Source organism: Enterococcus sp. H57, assembly GCF_003112495.1.
GTDB lineage: Bacteria > Bacillota > Bacilli > Lactobacillales > Enterococcaceae > Enterococcus_B > Enterococcus_B faecium.
On sequence record NZ_BEHC01000035.1, the window covers coordinates 49,834 to 69,281 of the forward strand.

Sequence of the window (19,448 nt, forward strand, 5' to 3'; positions counted from 1 at the left end):
AGTTCTAGTGATTCTTATAATTCTGTGAGCACTTCTTCTGCCAAACTCGGAACATTTCCTTTTTCTTTTCCTATCAGACTGAGTAGCTGCATGGTAGCAAATCCGAAATTACTTCCTTTCCTATAAGCAAAGTAACGTCCTTCCCAATGATCGACATATTTTAATTTCTTTTCATAAGCAGACTGGAAGGAATAGAAAAAATTACCATAATTATATACGATATGCATGACTTTTTCTTGAAAGAAAGAAAAATCTGTTTCTCCAACATTAGCTAATGGAGCTAAGCCTAGATTCGCTTCCGAGTAGCCCATTTTCTCGTATACAATAAACAGATTGGCTAACAGATAGTCAGCTAATTCCTCAGATTCTTTAGGTAAGACCCGCAACAAATCATATCCCGCCTGCTTCTTCGTCATCGGCTGAGCGGTGATGAAGCCAACGACTTTTTGATCTTTACGGACAATACCGACACCGCTAGATAATACATATGATTTATCAAATCGTCCCACAGAGAAGTATTTTTCTCGTGCACCTTGAAGCCATTTTTGTGAAACTTCATTTACAGCTTGATGTAATTCTTCTGGCAGTTGATCGTACCAAGTAAAATGGTATCCTTCTTTCATCAAACGTTGATATTCAAGTTGCTGACTCAGCCGAGACAAGTCTTCTGTTGCTAGATCAACAATCCCTGCTTCACCTACTTTCGTGAAGTGAAAACCCAATTCATGAAGCATCACTACGTAGCTTTCTGATATCTTATAAAACGCAAGCTGATAGCCTAAACAATCTGCTTGTTTCATAAACTGATTCGTTGCTGCCCGCATCATTTTAGGATTTCCAACTGGATCTCCTAAAACAAAGCATTTGTTTCCTTTGATCTGATAACCAAAAACGACTTGATCTTGGTCATCTTCTTGGTAATAAAAATAACTGTAACCTGACAAGCGAAGCTGATGGCTTGTAGCTGTGCCTCCGTATGTTTCCAATAAACGGTCAAAACGGTCTTTTTCGTACTCACTGCCAAGCTTCGTAGTATCTTCAGCTAAATATTGATAAAGCGCCACTAAAGCTAGCAATGAGATGCCCAAACCAATAAGCCCTGAGAACCACACATCATCTGAAGGAAACAAAATAAAATGGTTTCCTGTTATTCGACCGACTAAAAAGCGTCCGCTGTGATAGCCTGCAATTGCGTAAACGATAAACAAAAAGCCGAACAAGCTAGCATCAAAGATTATAGCTCCCCAAGAATAAACGAATTTTGTTCGATAAAATTCTTTTCTGGATAACCACACAGCTAACAGAATCAAGACATATACCAATATCAACTGCCAAGATAACGTACGTGTGATTGTATTTAAAATACCAAAAGATAGTAAAGCAATCGTAGGCAGAAATGCCTTTTTGACTTTTACTGAAAGTGCTCGAGCAAGGCCGAGTAATAAAAAGCCAACCAATAGATTCACTGTCTGATCTAAAAAATTGAATGAGAACGGCAATAATACTTGAAATAGCCGACTGATTGCAGACAGATTAGTGATTGTTGATAGAAGTACCATCATGATTCCCGCAAAATAGACAGCACTTACGAGCACGATATGCGCAACCTTTTGGAAAAACAGTCGCGGAATGTTATCTAAAAATCGATTGATTTTGACTCCTGTATGTGTGATGAACAATAGAAGTCCCGTCATAAAAGGTAGAACATAATAAAACAACCGATAATATAATAGCCAAACTACTGCTACATCTTGCCGAACAGACAATTGACTCATTCCTAAGATCATCAAAACGTCAAAAGTCCCCATTCCCCCTGGGACCATCGTCAGCATTCCTATCAATGTAGCAATCATGAACATAGGATAGATCGAAAGCATCGAAATATCTATTCTCATCAACTTGCCGATGATCAAAAATACCGCAAGGGCTCCCGTCCATTGTCCAAAGGATGCCAGTAGCAGACCAAGCAAGCCTTTTGGATAAAACTCAGAGAACAAGGTCTTTCTCTTTAGATAAGCAAAAAAGAAAATGACTGGTGCTAAAAAACTACCGCCGAAAAGCCAGATCCAATAGCTTCGAAAAATACTTTCTGACTGAATAAAAAAGACATCAATAAATGTAAGAAACGACCATACAGACAAACCAGTCAGCATAAATAGTGCGACTTTTGATACAGTGGCTAAAACCATTTTTCTATTTGTCTGCTTTCCATAAAAACTAGCTCGCAGGCTTGCTCCTACCACACCACCAAAACCGGCGAGATTGTTGATCGTGTTTGTTACCCACGCAGCAAGAAGAAACTCTTTTCTTTCCATTTTTGGTTTTCCTTGTTTTTCTAAGACTCTGATCGTCACCCAATCATACAACAACATCGGAGTGACACCCAGCATTCCAGCCAGAATCATGAGCAGGATCGTCATGTGGCTTTGTTGTCCCATCCTTTGCCAAATATCTTGCCAACTCATGCCATTAGCAATATTTGCGACTTGATTTGCCACAAAGACTAACACGGAGCCGAAAAAAATCAGTTTTAAAATCAGACTATGTTCCTTTATCCATTGCAGCATCAAGTATCGTTTATTTTTCACATTTTCCCATTCCTAACTTGTATACTTTTGTGTCATACCCCAATGTTATCTTATTTATTTTAATTTTTCCACTTTAGACCTGTTCTTTGCTTGCGATGATAGAAAAAGAAAGATATCCTAATGCTAAAGGAGAGGATAACATGAAAGTAGGATTTATCGGCACAGGGAATATGGCACAAGCTATTATTGATGGTTTATTAAAAAAAGGAACAGTCTCGAAAGAAGAGGTGTTCGTTTCCAGTGGACATTTTGAAAATGCACAAAAATTTGCTGCTGAAACTGGCGTCCATGCATGCAAAAGTAATCAGGAAGTTGCATCACAATCAGATATCGTTCTTTTAGCCGTGAAACCAAAAATCATTGAAAAAGTATTGGAAGAACTAAGAGAATATAGCCAGAAAGTCTTATTCATTTCTATTGCTTCAGGAAAATCATTAACAGATTTAGAAACAGCGCTTGAAGATCCTCAGGCCTCCATCGTACGTGTGATGCCGAATGTCAATGTCAGCGTAGGAGCAGGCGTTTCTGCGATTTGCAAAAATGAAGCTGCCACGGAGGAACAGCTTCAGCAAGCTACGATGATTTTTGAAGCAATCGGCAGCGTCTATCCTTTAGCAGAATCAGATTTCAGTACATTCATTGGCCTTGCTGGCAGCTCACCCGCATTCGTTTACATGCTGATCGATGCGATGGGACGGACTGGTGTACTGAACGGTTTGTCCAAACAGACAGCAACTGAGATTGCTGCAAAAGCAATTATGGGTTCTTGTCAAAAATTCCTTTCAAGTGATAAAAATCCATGGGAACTTGTAGACCAAGTTTCTTCTCCTGGCGGTACAACTGTTGCAGGTGTAGTTGCCTTAGAAGAAGCAGGATTCATCCCAGCCGTCATCAAAGGAATCAATACGACGATCGAGAAAGATCTTGAGATGTTGAATAAAAAATAATGATAGCAATGTTTTTTCGTGCCTTACAAAAAAAGAAGAGCTGTGGCTTTTGCCGCGGCTCTTCTTTTGTATTTTTTATTATTTAGCATAATCAGTTGCACGAGTTTCCCGAATAACGATTACTTTGATGTGTCCAGGATAATCCAGTTCTTCTTCGATTCGTTTACGAATATCACGTACTAAACGAACAGCGTCTAAATCCGAGATTTCTTCTGGCTTGACCATTACCCGAACTTCGCGTCCAGCTTGAACTGCGTAACTTGATTCTACACCGGCGAAGCTGTTCGAAATATTTTCCAGACTTCTTAAACGACGGATATAGTTTTCTAATGATTCACTTCGCGCACCAGGTCTTGCTGCTGAGAGCGCATCTGCTGCAGCTACAAGGACAGAGATAACAGAAGTAGCTTCCACATCTCCATGATGAGAAGCGATCGCGTTGATTACTACTGGGTTTTCTTTGTACTTGGCAGCTAATTCCGCACCGATCTCAACGTGAGATCCTTCAATCTCATGGTCAAGTGCTTTCCCAATATCATGGAGCAACCCGGCACGTTTTGCTAATTGGATATCTTCGCCAAGCTCTGCTGCTAAGATACCAGCTAATTTTGCAACCTCGACCGAATGCTTCAAGACGTTTTGTCCATAACTAGTTCTGAATCGCAGACGTCCGATGATCTTGATTAGATCTGGATGAAGTGTATGAGCACCGACTTCAAACGCTGCCTCTTCCCCGTATTCGCGAATACGTTCATCCATTTCTTTACGAGATTTCTCGACCATTTCTTCGATACGCGCTGGATGGATTCGTCCATCTTGTATCAGTTTTTCCAAGGTCATCCGTGCGATTTCTCTTCGGATTGGATCGAATCCGGAAAGAACAACTGCTTCCGGTGTATCATCGATGATTAAATCGATACCAGTCAGCGTCTCAAGCGTTCGAATATTACGACCTTCTCGTCCAATGATACGACCTTTCATTTCATCATTCGGAAGGGTAACGACTGAAACAGTCGTTTCTGAAACTTGATCTGCTGCGCAGCGTTGAATCGCTAATGATAATAAGTTTTTCGCTTTGCGATCTGCTTCTTCTTTGGCACGCTGTTCAGATTCTTTTACCATTAGAGTTAACTCATGATTCAGCTCTTCTTCAGTCGATTTCATGATGACATCTCGTGCGTCCTCTTTTGATAAACCAGCAATTTTTTCTAGTTCTTTTTGTTGATCTTCAATCATTTTTTCAACGTCTTTTTCTCGCTCTTCAATTAATTGCTGTTTTGAACTAAGTGCTTCTTCTTTACTTTCAAGTGAGTTCTCGCGTTTTTCTAACGAGTCATCTTTACGATTCAGCGTTTGTTCGCGTTGAATCAAACGATTCTCTTGAGATTTTAATTCTAACTTACTTTCTCTCAGCTCACTTTCAACTTCAGAACGGTATTTCTGATTTTCTTCCTTAGCTTCTAACAATGCTTCTTTTTTTAGAGTTTCTGCTTCTTTTTTTGCACTATCGATGATTCCAGCAGCTGATGATTGTGCACCAGCTATTTCTTTCTCGTGACGTGACTTTGCGACCATAAACCCTAAACCAAGACCGACAATTAAACCGATGATAGCGAGGAGAATGTTGAATACCATAAAATCCACCTCCATACTATCTTTTTCATTTTTATCATCTATACAGCTTCTATGATAAATTATTCTAAACTTGTCAATATGCATCTTCGCATATATGTGTACAAAAAACATGCACAACTTTATTCTAATGTTTGTACCCCGTAGTGTCAACTTTAAATAAACAAAGAAATGGCTTTCTACTTATTCATTAAACGATGGTTTTTAAAATAAATGACACTAGTTTCATATAGGTAAACCTTTAAATTGAGAAACTTTTCTATTAAATTATTCTTTGTAGATGAACAGATATTTTTATTTTATGTACCCACTCGTATAATTAAATAACTCACGATTTCTTTATTCAATAAAAAAACGGCAGGTCAAGGAGAGTACCTACTCTTCAGACCAGCCGTTTTTGTTTATCATGATTTTTATTCTTCTAAAGGCAATTCTTCTTGTCCTTTTTCATCTTCTGGGACAGCGACTTCTTCGCCAATACCATAAGCTGCTCTAACTAGAGCAGAAACTTCTGCCATCATTTCAGGATGATTAGCCATATAGATTTTAGCGTTTTCCCGTCCTTGGCCAATCCGATCTTCTTTATAAGAATACCAAGCACCACTTTTATCAACGATGTCTTTTTCTACTGCCATGTCTAGAAGTTCTCCTTCTTGTGAGATACCTAAGCCATACATGACATCTACTTCAGCGATTTTGAAAGGAGGTGCTACTTTGTTTTTCACGACTTTGATCTTTGTACGGTTACCAACAATATCTGTTCCTTGTTTCAATTGTTCTGCACGGCGTACTTCTAAACGGATCGTTGCGTAAAATTTCAATGCGCGTCCTCCAGGCGTGATTTCTGGATTCCCAAACATCACGCCTACTTTTTCACGGATTTGGTTGATGAAAATAGCGATTGTTTTTGTTTTGTTAATCGAACCAGAGAGTTTACGCAATGCTTGAGACATCAAACGTGCTTGTAACCCGACATGTGAGTCGCCCATTTCGCCGTCGATTTCTGCTCGTGGAACTAAAGCGGCAACTGAATCGACTACTACGATGTCTACAGCTCCACTTGATACTAAAGCATCAGCGATCTCCAGACCTTGTTCTCCTGTATCAGGCTGTGAAAGAAGTAGTTCATCGATATTCACACCTAATTTTTGTGCATATTGCGGATCTAACGCATGCTCAGCATCGATAAAAGCGGCAGTTCCGCCATTTTTTTGTACTTCTGCAATAGCATGTAGCGCCACTGTTGTTTTACCTGAACTTTCAGGTCCGTATACTTCGATAATACGTCCACGGGGATAACCGCCGACACCTAAAGCGACATCTAACGCAAGAGAGCCACTTGGAATTGTAGAGATTTGCTGGTCGATTTTTTCGCCCAATTTCATAATAGAGCCTTTACCATAGCTCTTTTCAATTTTTTTCAGTGCAGCATCTAAGGCTGCTTTACGATCATCTGCCAATACGATAATCCTCCTTATATTTACAAATCAGAGCAACATTTCATTATCCTTATCATATCTTTTTTAGTGAAAAAAAGCAAGAAAAAACCGAACAAATATTCGCATTTATCATTTTCTTAAAAGCTGTTTTCTCAAAAGATCAAATCCTTGCATAACCGCATTATATCTGATAGCAGCACGATCTCTGGCAAAGTGATATTTTTCCGAAACCACGCCGTCTTTAGATGAAATAGCGATCCATACTGTTCCTGCAGATTGACCTTCTAACGTGTCCGGTCCAGCCACTCCGGTGAAAGCTACACTGTAATCTGTTCTTGCTATCTCACGTGCTTGAATGGCCATCTGCTCCACACATTCTTTGCTGACTGTTCCATATTCTGCTAATAGCTCCGGATCAATCTCCAGAAAACCAGCTTTTGTTTGGAGCGAGTAGGTAACGAATCCGCCTGGAAATACTTCAGATACACCAGCAATGTCGCCTAATGCGGCTTGGAAGGCGCCGGCTGTCAAACTTTCCGCTGCTGTTACAGTCTGCTTGTTTTCTTTCAGTAGTTCCACTACGACTTTTGCTAGCGAATTATCATCGCCGTATCCATAAAAATATTCCCCTACTCGTTCTTGGATTTTTTCTTCTAATGCTAAAAGAGCTTGATTCCCTGCCTGAACATCATTTGTTTTCACTGTCAGTCGTAATGTCACTTCATTTGGTTTGGCATATGGTGCGATCGTTGGATTGATCTGTGTTTCAATCAGATCTTTTAGCTCAGTGACCAGTCGCGATTCACCAATCCCATAAAAGCGCAAAACTTTAGAAATTAGTTTTTCTTCAGAAGGAAAACGTTCCTCTAGTAAAGGACGTACTTGTTCCACAAACATTGGTTTCAACTCATTAGGCGGACCGGGAAGAAGGATATACGCATGTGTATCTGTTTGATAAAAAGTCCCTAAAGCAAGCCCTGTACGATTTGGTAGAGGAATCCCGCCTTCGATGATCTGGGACTGTTGCAGATTGTTTTTGGTCATTTTTCGATGGGTTGTTTCAAAATATACCAATAATTTTTTGTATCCTTCCGTATTTTGTATGAGAGACTTACCGAGGTGAGCCGCAGTTGCTTCTTTTGTCAGGTCATCTTCTGTCGGTCCTAATCCGCCACATAAGAGTATGAGTTCACTTCTTGTTTCAGCTAGAGCAATCAACTCTTCTAAACGCTGCTGATTATCTCCTACAACTGTTTGATAATAAACTTCGATACCTAGATCAGCTAGCTGTTCTGACAAGAAAGTGGCATTCGTATTCACGACTTGTCCTAGTAAAAGTTCTGTTCCGACAGCTATTATTTCTGCTTTCATTACTTCCCGCTCCCTTATATAGTATACGCTGTATTTTTATATTTTTTTATTTAAAAAGAGGGCAAGGAGCTGTGACAAAAATCTTGTCACAGCTCCTTGTTCCAAATAAACAGTGTTCTCCTGCCAAAACCTCGGTCATAAGTCACAATATACATAAAACATGAAAAGCTGTTTTTTGAAATTATCCCTTGTGACTCAGAGTTAGACGGCAGGCTCACAACCTCTCCACTAAACGATACTTACATTGATCCTTTGAACACACCGCTGTTTTTGATGAAGTAATCCACACCTGAATAGATAGTAAAGATCAGACAAGCATAAAGCATGATTTGATCTACTGGAATACCGATCAGGCTGAATGGGATATTATTGATAAACAGCAAGATAATAGCAACCATTTGTGTAGCCGTCTTGACTTTTCCCGGCCAAGCTGCAGCCATGACTTCTCCATGTTCGACAAGTAGTAAACGCAAGCCTGTGACGGCTAATTCACGACAGACAATGATCGCTACTACCCAACCAGGGGCCTTTCCTTGGTCAACCAACATGATAAAAGCAGTCATAACTAGCATTTTATCTGCCAACGGGTCCGCAAACTTGCCAAAATTAGTGACAAGGCCTCGCGCACGGGCAATTTTTCCATCTAACCAGTCTGTGATACTAGCTAAAGCAAAAATAACTGCACCTACTAGCTGTGTGACAGCCAGTGTGGTGTCTCCTACGTTAAGTTGTCCCCAATCTAAAGGTAAACCTACAACCAAAACGAAAATCGGGATCATACAAATTCTAAGTACAGTTAATTTATTTGGTAAATTCACACTATCGACTCCTTTCTTCCCTATTCTACGTGACTATCAGCGAAGTTTCCACCGATATTATTTACTTTTCCAAATGAATTTATTCAAGGGAGTATTTTTATTGAAATTGATCTTTTTGAATTAACGAAGAAGGATCGCGACACAGATTTGTCACGATCCTTCTTTTTTATACCTGCAAGTAAACAGATGCGTAAACTAATTTATACGATCACTCTGCGTATTGAAGAGTAAGGTTCACATTTTTTGGACTCTGATTGTTTTCCCCTGGATTAACTGGTACGGATTCTCCATTCGCTTTGATCGTTGCATTGCTTGCTGCACCAATCGTGATGGTCGCATTTGTTGCTGTTTCCGGTAACACGGTACTCTGTGTTTCATTTGCTGCCAGTGTCCCTTGATAAACATAGGCATTGTCTACTAGCACACCTAACCATACACGATTGACAGCAGTAAATTCAAGGGTTACAGGCTTGGTAGCGTCTGTGATATTTACTGCGATGGCACTGCCAGAATCTTCTCCTGTAGCTATTGCCATTTTCTTTTCTTCACTTGATTTTGCTGTTGATTCTACTGTAGAAGACTCTTTGGTCTGCGTGCTTTGCTCTGAGGAAGAGGACTCCTCGACTGATCCTTCTACTTTAAGTGAAGAAGCTGTGTCTCCGATTATTGGATCAGCTTGACGATCTTGCCAAGTCATATAGCCCACGACAACGACAATCGCCAAAGCAACCAATCCTAATAAAATGACAGGAAGACTTGTCCAAAAGCGACTTGGATGCGATTCTTCCTGATGCATTGCTTTTCTAGAAGTACTTACTGTTTCAGGCTGCGGACGTTCAGGGACCGATCCTGTCAATTTGCTTTTCCCATCAAAAACATCGACTAAATGGTCTCCATCTTCTCCTACAGCTTCAGCGTATTGCCGAATAAATGCCCGCACGTAAAATTTACCAGGCAATTGGTCAAAATCATCATTGTCGATTGCTTCCAAATAACGTTTTTGAATTTTTGTAATCTGCTGTAATTCATCTAAAGATATTTTTTTATTCAGGCGTGCTTGCCGTAATTTTTCTCCGATGGTTTCAAAAGCCACTCGTTCATCTTCTCCAGTCTGTTTGATTCTCCGAAGCATCTGCTGTTGCAACGAAAGACGTTATGTTTGGGTGCTGTGACAAAAGTCATGTCACAGCTCCTTTTTTCCGAATAAACATTGTTCTCCTGCCAACTCCTCGGTCACAAGTCACAATATCCAATAAATATAAGAAGCTGTTTTTTGAACTTGTTCCTTGTGACTCAGAGTTAAACGGCAGGCTCACGACCTCTTTCTTAAACGGTATTCAATCAGCTGTTCCTCGGTATTAGCTCAAAAACCGGCAAAATATAAGGAGATATTTTTCCGTATGTTTCTCTAATACTCAGGTCAAAACGCTGATTTCACAACCTCTTCCTTAAACGGTGTTCAAAAGCTTGCATCTGCGGTAATAAGTCCAACCAAGTTAAAAACATCAGAATCTGTTTTTACTTGGCTGTTCTTATTACTTGATGCAGGGCAGCTTTTTCACAACCTCTTGGTACACGGTGTTCCAGAAGTAGCTTCTTCGGCAATAAGCCGAAATATCACAAAAATTTGAGAAGCAATTTTCGTAAATTCCTTCTTTTCTTGAAGCTGACCACTTCTGTCACAACCTCTTTGATTACTTCGTTTGATTTTATTTTAATATAAGTTGATTAAAAGAGAGCATGATTTGTTTTATTTTCTCACTAATTTTTCCAACACAACTAAGAATACCATAAAAGCTGATTTTGGAGGAGGTTCCTACTACAAGTCTAAAACGAAATTTAAGACTTTTCCTCATAAAATACTGGTTTATTTTGGTCTCATGTAAAACTCGCTGAAGGCCTCTTCACTTATAAATGCTTCCCCAGCTGCCAGTACGTCTTTCATTTGGATCGAATCGATGATTTCAGGAAGATCAAATAAAGTTCGATCGCCAAATAAACTTTGCGTAAATTGATTGGCAATATATTCGATCGAATTTAATGATTGGAAATATTGTCCAAGCATTTTCTTCTTCAGCAAATCGAGATTTGTTTCTGACACTTCCGGATCATCAGCGAATCCAAGAATGATTTCTTTGACTTTTTCTGCTGCTTTCTCTGGTTCGTCCGTATCTCCGCTGAAGTCCGCAAAGTGAAATTCACGATCCAAGCTGAATTCAAAACCAAAGCTGTCATCGATAATTCCTTGATTGTACATCGCTAGATAGTTTCGAGAAGTATTGCCTAAAATCATTTGGAACAACAGATTGATTGCTGTTTTATAGCGTAACAGTTCTGTTCCTTCTTGCGGCAATGTGTCTAATCCTTTAATACCAAGTACAAATTTATCTCGTGTAATGGCTGCTTCCAATGCACTTTGTTTGATGATTTCTTTTGTGTTTTCAGGGAAATAACGTACAATTTCTTGCTTTGGAGGGAAATTTTTTGCTTCTTGGTTTTCCCGAATAAGTTTCATCAATTTCTCAGGCTCCATCTTACCAACTACAAATAAAACCATATTGCTTGGCTGATAAAACGTCCGATAGCACGTATACAAGTCTTGAGCTGTGATTTTGTCGATACTTTCAACCGTGCCCGCAATATCGATATGCAATGGGTGTGTAGGATACAAGTTATTTAGTATGCCAAAAAACATCCGCCAGTTAGGGTCGTCTTCATACATTTGGATTTCCTGACCGATGATTCCTTTTTCCTTGTTTACAGTTTCTTCTGTGAAGTAAGGTGCTTGTACAAAATCGATCAGAGTCGTCAGATTCTTTTCTACCTGATCCGTCGTAGAAAACAGATAGCTGGTTTTCGTAAAACTTGTGAAAGCATTGGCGGAAGCTCCTTGTTTCCCAAATAATTGAAAGACATCACCATCTTCTTTTTCAAACAACTTATGTTCTAAAAAATGGGCAATTCCATCTGGAACTTTCACCTTTTCTTTTTCACCATAGGGAATAAATTCGTTATCGATCGAACCATAATTCGTACTGAACAAACCATATGTCTTGTGATAGTCATTTTTAGGCAACAAATACACGGTCAAACCGTTTGGCAGTACTTCATGATAAAGTGTTTCATTGATTTGCTCATATTCTGTTTTATTCATTTGCATTTCCTCCTGCTAAAAAGAAGATTGCCTGCAATTCGATTTGCTCAGCTACTTGTTGTATCTCTTTGATCGTTACGCTCTCCATACGTTTCAACCATTCTTCATCAGATAATTTTGTTTCCGGCAGCCAGCTGTCCAAAAAAGAAGCTTCGATTGCCGCTTGCGGAGAGTCTAGAGAAAGCAGATATTGGTTTCTCAGCATTGCTTTTGTCTGAGACAGTTCCAACTCTGTTATTTCACCATTTCGCAAACTTTCTAATTGCTCGTGAATCAGATGAAGTACTTGATTTCGGTTCTTTTCATCGATACCGGTTTGGACACTCATGAATCCTCGGAACGTATCCACGCTACTAGAGGCATAATAAGCTAGACTTTCTTTCTCTCTGACATTCATGAAAAGTTTAGAGTGAGGAAAACCGCCAAATAAACCGTTAAAGACCATTAGCGCAAAACGTTCTGGTTCATCGTAATATACATTTGTCTGATAAGCTAGGTTCAGCTTTGCTTGAACGATTGGCTCACGTACTTGTCGTTCCTTCACGATATTCACTTGAGGCTGGGTATAAAACAGATCTGGATAAACTGTTTCCCGCGACTCAAATGGTAATTGCCCAACTGCTTCAGCTGCTTTGTCCGGATCAACATCGCCGACAACAAAAATGTCGATTTGATCATTTGCCATCATTTCTTGATAGTAGGACGCTAGCGAACTAGCAGTGATCTTGTCCAGATCTTCGACTACGCCCAACCCTGGGATCTTTTGTTCCGGGCTGTTTTCAAAATAAAGTTCTTGCAAGGCATAGGAAGCAAAAGTTTGTTTATCTTCCTTCAAACTTTCCAAATATAGACGCAGATTGTTCTTTTCCAAGTCAAACGTCAACTGATCAAACTGATGATTTTTAATATTTGGATAAAATAAAACCTCTTTTAAAAAATCTACCGCTTGAGAAAAAAGGTTTGGATCATTGACATATTCACCATTCACAAAACTGATCCCTGCGTTTAGCCAATGTAAATTTCCTTTTTTTCTAACTGATAATCCAAAGCTTGCGCCATAAAGCTCTGCAAGTTGCGCACTTAACTTTGTCTGATCCGGATAATTCAAACTATTTGTTTCCAACATGCTGCTGAGAAGTGAACGTTTCGTGATGACTTCTTGTTGCAGACGCGCAGTAAAACGGATAAAAATCCGGATCGTTTTGTATTGTTTTGTTGGTAAGACATGAAGATTCACGCCTTCTGCCAATTGATACACCATATTTATATGCTCCTTTTCACAGATGATTGCCCGCTTACTCTTTTAATGGGTCAACCTGCCTTTTTTACTTATTCCTCTGCTTGAAATTTATAAGTTCAGGCAATTCGCCGTTTTTTCTAAATGATGTTACACTTTATAGTATAGCATAGATGTTTTTTATCAAAAGAAACAGACGGCTAAAAGCGTATATTGTTTTTTTATTTTTTATTTTTCGATATACTAAAGACAAATAAAAGAAGGGAGGGTCATTCATGATCAAAGAATTCAAAGAGTTCATCATGCGTGGAGATGTCTTGGATCTTGCTGTCGGCGTTGTTATTGGTAGTGCGTTTACAAGCATCGTAAACCAAGTGGTGCAAGGCTTGATCACACCACTAATAGGTTGGTTTGTCGCAATGATCACAGGTACTTCTGATTTAGAAGGAGCACTTTCAATTCTTGACTGGTCGCCGACAAAAGGCGTCACATTTGCGTTTGGTAACGTTATTAGTGCTATCATTACATTTCTGATCACTGGTTTTGTCTTATTCTTAGTTGTCAAAGCGGCAAACCGTGCGAAGAATTTACGCTCCAAAGAAGAGCAAGTGGAAGTGGAAGAAACTCCTACTGCAGAAGATTATCTTAGTGACATACGCGATCTTCTTGCCAAACAAGTGGCAGAAGACAATACACATCCAGTAGAGCAAACAAATCTTTCCGATACTTCTAAATAACAAAGAATCTAAAAAAAAAGAAAGCCGATTTTCAGTGTCGGCTTTCTTTTTTTAGATTCTTAACTTGCTACTTGTTCCTTTTTCATGTCGATATGTGGAATATCATCTTCCAAATACACATCTGAGATTGCCTTGAATCCAAACGACTCATAAAAAGCTTGTAGGTATTCTTGTGCGCCGATCACGATTGGTTTTTCTGGAAAATTTTTCTGGATCATGTTAATCGTTTCTTGAACAATCTTTCTTCCTAAACCATCTTTACGGTTGTCCTGATGAACAAGGACACGTCCAAAATGGATACTCTCCGCTTCTTCATATACTCGCGTGTAGGCAAGGACCTTCCCATCAGTATCTTGAAAAAACGTATGCCAAGCTTGTCCATCAATGTCATCAACTTCTTGATAAGGACACTGTTGTTCCACAACAAAAACTGCGATTCGTTCTTTGACGATCGCGTAAAACTCTGCTGTTGACAATTCTTCAAATTTCTTTACCTGATATTCCACTAAGCAAACGCCCCCTGCTTTTTTATTCTTAGCATACCGATTCGCACACAAAAAAGCAAACGAACCTTACGAATCTCAGGCTCGTTTGCTTTTTAAACTGCTTCAGTTAAAAATTCGATCTCAACTGTCCGAGTAAGTACATCTGAATAGCTGTAAGATACTCGTTCAAAAGAATTTTCTTCAGGATCCAAATCAACAACGAATACTGAAGGATAGGTTTCTGTTAAAACGCCGCGGCGTTCTGTTTGACGCTTTCTTCCTGTCTGAGCAACCAACATGATTGGGCTGCCGATACGACCTTCTAAATCTTTCTTGATTGAAGCTAAAGTTGTTGGCATACAGTTCACCTCTACTATCAACTATACCACATATTTTTAAAATTTTCAAGTTTACCATAAAAAAAAAAGAAATGCAATAAAAATAAATAAGAAGCTCATTAAGATTTTTCTAAATTATTCCTCATTATAAAATTTCAAGTGTTTTTTTATTTTGAGTTTTACTCTCCCGTAAGCGCTCATTACTTGCTTGTGATCCATTGCTAAACATTCAGCCATGTCTACAAAATCAACGCCTTGCATATAATAATGAAAAATTTTAGCTTCTATTTTTGAAAACTGGATTTCGCAATTTTCGATTGCTTCTTTTAATAAAAGATGCTGAATCGCTAAAGGTTCTTGCAATGTGATCTCTGCTAAAAAGTCTGGTCCTTCTGTCTCTATTTTTTGGTCGATTGAGACTTCATCTTTTTGATCACGACGCTTCAGCGCGTTCTGCTTCCTCAATAGAGAATAGATTTGATTGCTTATAATGCTTTTATAATAACTTCCAAAGCTAACACCTTTGCTTTTTTCGTAAGTTCTCAATGCCTGATATAAAGCGATCCTTGCTTCTTGTTCCCAATCCTCAGAAACATAATTTCTTAAATAATAGGTGTTTTTCAAACGTAGTAAAAGTGGAAAATATTTTTGATACAGGGCAGCAAATGCTTCTTCGTCACCATTACGTGCAGCGCGCAATAACTCCTCAGACATAAAATAATTCCTCCATAAATTCGTTTATGGAGGAATCTTATCATCAATGATTCATCGAACTGATTAGAACGATATGTTATTTATTTTTTCTCATTAAATCGTCCAATTTTTGGGACAATTTTTTTAACTGCTCTTCATTCCATGGAGAATTACGTCGGAAATCAATAAAATGCATATCTTTATTTTCTTGGGCTATTGTTTTTTCCGTTTTTTTTATCGTCTTATATAATTCATAAGCAGAAGTTCGTAATGCTCCTTGGGAAAAGATCATCCACTGTTCTGCTAAATCGCTTGTCGCTACTGTCACTTGTGTCAAACGGTCATTCAGCTGACCAGCGATTCTCTCGATATAACTGTCAGCCGTTTCGTCTTCTTTCGTAAAAACAACATCCAACTGGTATTTCTTATAATTTTGTTGGATGCCCGGAACTAGTTGGGCATCGAAGACAACGATGACTTCCAGTCCTTCATATTTCGCATAATTTGATAAACGATGTAAAAGAGCTTCTCTTGCATCCGCCATTTTGTCCTGCTTTTTAAGCTGGACAAGTTCCGGCCACGAACCAATCATGTTGTAGCCGTCTACAATCAACAGCTGTTTTTTCATGGTCTACTCCCCCTGACGTTGGGAAAAAGCCTGATACATAAGCAAACCAGCAGCAACACTGGCATTTAAGCTCTGGACGTGCCCGGTCATCGGGATCGTCAGCAATTCATCCATTTCTTTTTTCAATCCTGGACTCATTCCTTTGCCTTCATTACCAATGACTAAAGCAATTGATCCTTTGGCATTCCATTTTTGGAAGTTTGTGCCGGTCATATCTGTGCCAAATACCCAAAATCCTGTTTCTTTGAGCTGTTGCACAGCTTGTACCAAATTCGTCACGCGTGCAACAGGGACATGTTCGACTGCCCCAGTGGAAGTCTTTGTTACGATAGGTGTGATTCCAACTGCTCGGTGTTTTGGTATGATCACACCATCGACGCCACTTGCGTCTGCTGTCCGTAAAATCGACCCAAAATTGTGTGGATCTTCGATGCTATCCAAAATCAAAAAGAAGGGGTCTTCTTTTTTCTCTTTTGTTCGTTCAATCAGTTGGTCAAGGGATAAATATTCATAAGGTGTAATCGCAAGAACGACTCCTTGATGCACGCCGTGATCGCTCAAAGTTTCTAATTTTTGTTTAGGAACCCATTTGACTGGCACAGCTTGTTCACGTGCGATTTCTTTCAGTTCTTCTACTTTTTCTCCTCGTGAATCTTCTTGAAGAAAGAGTTTATTCCCTCGCCCTTGTTGTAGCGCTTCTACTGCGGCATGGTGTCCAAAGACGAAATTATCTTCTAATGCTTCTTCATTTTGATCAGAAACTGACTGATTTCGTCCAGTTTGCTTTTTATTTGGATATCTATTTTGTTTTTTGTCTTCAAATCCACGTTTCGATTGATGTTTGTTTGTTCTTTCTTTACCCATTTTTTTCACCAACTTTCTGAATACACCAGCGGATCAATTCTTCCATCCGCTCGGTTTGTTTTGTCAAATGCAGATAGCCCATGAGCGCTTCGAACCCTGTTGCGACCCGATACGTCGTAACATCAGCATTTTTTGCGCTCGTATGGCTTTTAGCATTTCTTCCTCTGCGATAATAAAGTTCTTCTTCTTCTGTCAAAAGATGTTCTTCCAGCATTTGCTGAATCAAAAAGGCTTGTGCATTCGCAGAAACATAATTCGTTGCCGCACGATGCAGCTTATTGGGTTTTGTTTCTCCTTGATCAATCAGGTGGTCACGAACATAGATTTCGTAAATCGCATCTCCAACATAAGCCAAGGCTAAACCGTTCAATTGTGTGTAATCTCTCATGCTTCTCTTCTCCATCGGGTTCCTTGGGGTGTATCTTCTAATAAGATCCCTTTTTCTTTCAACAAATCACGAATTTCGTCGCTTCGGGCAAAATCACGATTGCTTCTTGCTTGATTTCGTTCTTCGATCAATTGTTCAATCTCTTCATCTAATAACTCTTCTGCTGTAAATAAAATACCGAAGATCGAAAGCCATTGCGAGAATAAAGCTTCTCCTTGTGCCAAGACAGCGGCAGAAACTTTCGGCTGGTCTAGATAAGTGTTCAGCCACTTAGCAAGCTCATAGACCACTGTGATCCCATTTGCTGCATTAAAATCATCGTCCATTTCTTCGATGAATCGCTGTTCTAAATTTTCTAACAAAGCGATTTTATCCGCATCATCTGCCAAATTCTCTGAGGCAGTTTCTTGGCGGAATTTCAAATTGTCAAACGTATTCTTCAGTCGTTGTAAATTGGTGGCTGCTTCTTTCATCGTCGTTTCACTGTAGCGGATCGGACGACGGTATTGTGTGGTCGCCATGAAGAAACGCAAGACTTGTGGATCAACGTTTTTGATCATTTCATGTACAGTGATGAAATTCCCTAGAGATTTACTCATTTTTTCATCGTCTTCGCCAATCGTTACATAGCCATTGTGCATCCAGTAATTAGCGAATTTTTTCCCTGTTTTCGCTTCACTTTGTGCGATTTCATTTTCGTGATGAGGAAATTCCAAATCTTGACCTCCACCATGGATATCGATGGTTTCTCCTAAATGTTTTGTTGCCATAACGGAACATTCAATATGCCAACCGGGACGTCCTTTGCCCCATGGTGAATCCCAAGAAATCTCGCCAGGTTTTGCTTGTTTCCATAAAGCAAAATCTAATGGGTCTTCTTTTTGCTGCTGTTCTTCCCCTGTACGCTGACTTGCTCCGACTTCCAGTTCATCGATGGATTGGTCACTTAATTTCCCATAATTTTCAAATTTACGGGTACGGTAATACACATCACCTGAAGATTCATAAGCATAGCCTTTTTCAACCAACACTTGAATAAATGCTAAAATATCTGGCATATGATCCATGACTCTTGGATGCAGTGTAGCAGGCTCGACATTCAACGCTTTCGTATCTTCTTCAAATGCTCGGATGAAACGATCAGCAACTTCTGGTGCTGTAATACCTAATTCGTTTGCTGTACGGATGATTTTATCGTCTACATCCGTGAAATTCGATACGAAATCGACTTTATAGCCTCGATATTCAAAATAGCGTCGAATTGTATCGAAAGCAATGGTGCTACGAGCATTTCCGATATGGATATAATTATACACAGTCGGTCCGCAGACATACATACCGACATGTCCCTTTTGTATAGGGATGAATTCTTCTTTTTTTCTGGTCAATGTATTGTAGATTTTTATCATTCTGATCTCCTCACTTTTTCTCCTTTGATTCGAACGACTTTTGCTGGTACTCCTACCGCTGTAGCGTCGTCTGGAACATCTTTCAACACAACGGCACCTGCACCGATTTTTGCGTTTTTTCCGATCGTTACCGGTCCTAATATCTGCGCATTCGCAGAGAGCATGGCTCCTTGTTTAACAGTTGGGTGTCTTTTACCCGTTTCTTTTCCTGTGCCGCCTAATGTTACGCCATGGAATAAAATCACATCGTCCTCGATTTCTGCGGTTTCGCCAATGACGATTCCCATTCCATGGTCGATGAACACGCCAGTTCCAATCGTTGCTCCTGGATGGATCTCAACACCAGTCAGGAAACGCCAGAATTGAGCATTGATCTTCGCCAACAAAAAGAGCCGGTGCTGATATAAAAAATGAGAGAAACGATGCCAAAACAAGGCATGAAAACCAGGGTATGTCAAAACGATCTCAGCTGTCGAACGTGCAGCCGGATCGTTTCTCTTTGCTGCATCAATCGCTCGGGTAAACCAACTCATGACTTTCCACTCCTTTCGTAAGAATTTTATGTAGGAAATCATCTTCTTATAAAGAAAAGAAGCGCCTTTTAAATAAGTTTCCTTATCAAAAGACGCTTTCCGCGTGGTTCCACTTTTCTTCATAATCAATGATTATCTCTGACAGCTAACGCCTGTTATACGTTCTTGGCTACTTTGTTTCCTATAA

Annotated in this window: 18 protein-coding genes and 1 other annotated feature (1 of these 19 running past the window's edge); of the genes, 2 read left to right on the forward strand and 16 right to left on the reverse strand. The window is 39.5% G+C overall.

All coding sequences use genetic code 11. The features are described 5' to 3' along the window. Positions 1–14: 14 nt before the first annotated feature. Positions 15–2,588 (reverse strand): bifunctional lysylphosphatidylglycerol flippase/synthetase MprF, encoded by a 2,574-nt coding sequence (gene mprF / locus DIZ30_RS07935; protein WP_002298205.1) that lies wholly within the window; start codon positions 2,586–2,588, stop codon positions 15–17. Positions 2,589–2,728: 140 nt separating this feature from the next. Between mprF and proC the strand changes: the two genes are divergently transcribed. Further along, complete coding sequence (gene proC / locus DIZ30_RS07940) at positions 2,729–3,535, forward strand: pyrroline-5-carboxylate reductase (RefSeq protein WP_002298207.1); 807 nt, start codon at positions 2,729–2,731, stop codon at positions 3,533–3,535. Between the two features lie 78 nt (positions 3,536–3,613). Here the strand turns inward: proC and rny are convergent, their stop codons facing one another. The 7 genes from rny to yfmF form a co-directional block, all read right to left on the reverse strand. Continuing rightward, positions 3,614–5,170 (reverse strand): ribonuclease Y, encoded by a 1,557-nt coding sequence (rny, locus tag DIZ30_RS07945; protein ID WP_002287336.1) that lies wholly within the window; start codon positions 5,168–5,170, stop codon positions 3,614–3,616. A 410-nt stretch (positions 5,171–5,580) separates the two neighbouring features. Next, a complete protein-coding gene (recA, locus tag DIZ30_RS07950) occupies positions 5,581–6,627 on the reverse strand; it encodes a recombinase RecA (protein WP_002298208.1) in 1,047 nt (348 codons plus the stop codon). Between the two features lie 108 nt (positions 6,628–6,735). After that, a complete protein-coding gene (locus DIZ30_RS07955) occupies positions 6,736–7,977 on the reverse strand; it encodes a competence/damage-inducible protein A (RefSeq protein ID WP_002298209.1) in 1,242 nt (413 codons plus the stop codon). A gap of 239 nt (positions 7,978–8,216) precedes the next feature. Further along, positions 8,217–8,795 (reverse strand): CDP-diacylglycerol--glycerol-3-phosphate 3-phosphatidyltransferase, encoded by a 579-nt coding sequence (gene pgsA / locus DIZ30_RS07960; RefSeq protein ID WP_061573453.1) that lies wholly within the window; start codon positions 8,793–8,795, stop codon positions 8,217–8,219. A 208-nt stretch (positions 8,796–9,003) separates the two neighbouring features. Continuing rightward, the gene (locus DIZ30_RS07970; protein ID WP_193394791.1) at positions 9,004–9,927 is read right to left on the reverse strand and encodes a RodZ domain-containing protein; all 924 of its coding nucleotides are present in this window, start codon (positions 9,925–9,927) and stop codon (positions 9,004–9,006) included. 735 nt (positions 9,928–10,662) lie between these two features. Then, positions 10,663–11,949 (reverse strand): EF-P 5-aminopentanol modification-associated protein YfmH, encoded by a 1,287-nt coding sequence (gene yfmH, locus DIZ30_RS07980; protein WP_002287425.1) that lies wholly within the window; start codon positions 11,947–11,949, stop codon positions 10,663–10,665. Further along, positions 11,942–13,210 carry an EF-P 5-aminopentanol modification-associated protein YfmF gene (gene yfmF / locus DIZ30_RS07985; RefSeq protein ID WP_002287428.1) on the reverse strand — a complete coding sequence of 423 codons (1,269 nt, stop codon included), beginning with the start codon at positions 13,208–13,210 and terminating at the stop codon, positions 11,942–11,944. The genes yfmH and yfmF overlap by 8 nt, the downstream gene beginning before the upstream one ends. Positions 13,211–13,461: 251 nt before the next feature. On the opposite strand from yfmF, the gene mscL reads away from it, so the two are divergent. Continuing rightward, positions 13,462–13,923, forward strand: coding sequence for a large conductance mechanosensitive channel protein MscL (mscL, locus tag DIZ30_RS07990; RefSeq protein ID WP_002287431.1), 462 nt, complete (start codon positions 13,462–13,464; stop codon positions 13,921–13,923). A gap of 59 nt (positions 13,924–13,982) precedes the next feature. Here the strand turns inward: mscL and DIZ30_RS07995 are convergent, their stop codons facing one another. From DIZ30_RS07995 to epsC, 8 genes are all read right to left on the reverse strand, one after another. Then, entirely contained in the window at positions 13,983–14,429 is a 447-nt protein-coding gene (locus DIZ30_RS07995) for a GNAT family N-acetyltransferase (RefSeq protein WP_002324462.1), read from the reverse strand. A 92-nt stretch (positions 14,430–14,521) separates the two neighbouring features. Further along, positions 14,522–14,767, reverse strand: a complete 246-nt coding sequence (locus DIZ30_RS08000) for a Veg family protein (RefSeq protein ID WP_002287434.1) — start codon at positions 14,765–14,767, stop codon at positions 14,522–14,524. 114 nt (positions 14,768–14,881) lie between these two features. Continuing rightward, complete coding sequence (locus DIZ30_RS08005) at positions 14,882–15,460, reverse strand: sigma-70 family RNA polymerase sigma factor (RefSeq protein WP_002287436.1); 579 nt, start codon at positions 15,458–15,460, stop codon at positions 14,882–14,884. A gap of 76 nt (positions 15,461–15,536) precedes the next feature. Next, positions 15,537–16,067: an NYN domain-containing protein gene (locus DIZ30_RS08010; RefSeq protein ID WP_002318843.1), complete on the reverse strand. Its 531-nt coding sequence runs from the start codon at positions 16,065–16,067 to the stop codon at positions 15,537–15,539. 3 nt (positions 16,068–16,070) lie between these two features. Then, positions 16,071–16,931, reverse strand: coding sequence for a 23S rRNA (guanosine(2251)-2'-O)-methyltransferase RlmB (rlmB, locus tag DIZ30_RS08015; RefSeq protein ID WP_002318842.1), 861 nt, complete (start codon positions 16,929–16,931; stop codon positions 16,071–16,073). After that, a complete protein-coding gene (locus DIZ30_RS08020; protein ID WP_002293091.1) occupies positions 16,924–17,319 on the reverse strand; it encodes a Mini-ribonuclease 3 in 396 nt (131 codons plus the stop codon). Before DIZ30_RS08020 ends, rlmB begins: the two co-directional genes overlap by 8 nt. Further along, positions 17,316–18,728 (reverse strand): cysteine--tRNA ligase, encoded by a 1,413-nt coding sequence (gene cysS / locus DIZ30_RS08025; protein WP_002322772.1) that lies wholly within the window; start codon positions 18,726–18,728, stop codon positions 17,316–17,318. Before cysS ends, DIZ30_RS08020 begins: the two co-directional genes overlap by 4 nt. Then, complete coding sequence (gene epsC, locus DIZ30_RS08030) at positions 18,725–19,261, reverse strand: serine O-acetyltransferase EpsC (RefSeq protein ID WP_002287446.1); 537 nt, start codon at positions 19,259–19,261, stop codon at positions 18,725–18,727. The genes cysS and epsC overlap by 4 nt, the downstream gene beginning before the upstream one ends. A gap of 85 nt (positions 19,262–19,346) precedes the next feature. Next, positions 19,347–19,448: a binding site (T-box leader), on the reverse strand (it continues 138 nt past the right edge of the window).

What these genes read in the sequence shown, in the direction of transcription:
- DIZ30_RS08005 (WP_002287436.1), bottom strand. Translation starts at nt 15,460, where the DNA reads ATGTCTGAGGAGTTATTGCGCGCTGCACGTAATGGTGACGAAGAAGCA.
- DIZ30_RS08000 (WP_002287434.1), bottom strand. Translation starts at nt 14,767, where the DNA reads ATGCCAACAACTTTAGCTTCAATCAAGAAAGATTTAGAAGGTCGTATC.
- DIZ30_RS07955 (WP_002298209.1), bottom strand. Translation starts at nt 7,977, where the DNA reads ATGAAAGCAGAAATAATAGCTGTCGGAACAGAACTTTTACTAGGACAA.
- DIZ30_RS08010 (WP_002318843.1), bottom strand. Translation starts at nt 16,067, where the DNA reads ATGAAAAAACAGCTGTTGATTGTAGACGGCTACAACATGATTGGTTCG.
- yfmF (WP_002287428.1), bottom strand. Translation starts at nt 13,210, where the DNA reads ATGGTGTATCAATTGGCAGAAGGCGTGAATCTTCATGTCTTACCAACA.
- DIZ30_RS07970 (WP_193394791.1), bottom strand. Translation starts at nt 9,927, where the DNA reads ATGCTTCGGAGAATCAAACAGACTGGAGAAGATGAACGAGTGGCTTTT.
- DIZ30_RS08020 (WP_002293091.1), bottom strand. Translation starts at nt 17,319, where the DNA reads ATGAGAGATTACACACAATTGAACGGTTTAGCCTTGGCTTATGTTGGA.
- proC (WP_002298207.1), top strand. Translation starts at nt 2,729, where the DNA reads ATGAAAGTAGGATTTATCGGCACAGGGAATATGGCACAAGCTATTATT.
- rny (WP_002287336.1), bottom strand. Translation starts at nt 5,170, where the DNA reads ATGGTATTCAACATTCTCCTCGCTATCATCGGTTTAATTGTCGGTCTT.
- cysS (WP_002322772.1), bottom strand. Translation starts at nt 18,728, where the DNA reads ATGATAAAAATCTACAATACATTGACCAGAAAAAAAGAAGAATTCATC.
- mscL (WP_002287431.1), top strand. Translation starts at nt 13,462, where the DNA reads ATGATCAAAGAATTCAAAGAGTTCATCATGCGTGGAGATGTCTTGGAT.
- yfmH (WP_002287425.1), bottom strand. Translation starts at nt 11,949, where the DNA reads ATGAATAAAACAGAATATGAGCAAATCAATGAAACACTTTATCATGAA.
- epsC (WP_002287446.1), bottom strand. Translation starts at nt 19,261, where the DNA reads ATGAGTTGGTTTACCCGAGCGATTGATGCAGCAAAGAGAAACGATCCG.
- rlmB (WP_002318842.1), bottom strand. Translation starts at nt 16,931, where the DNA reads ATGGGTAAAGAAAGAACAAACAAACATCAATCGAAACGTGGATTTGAA.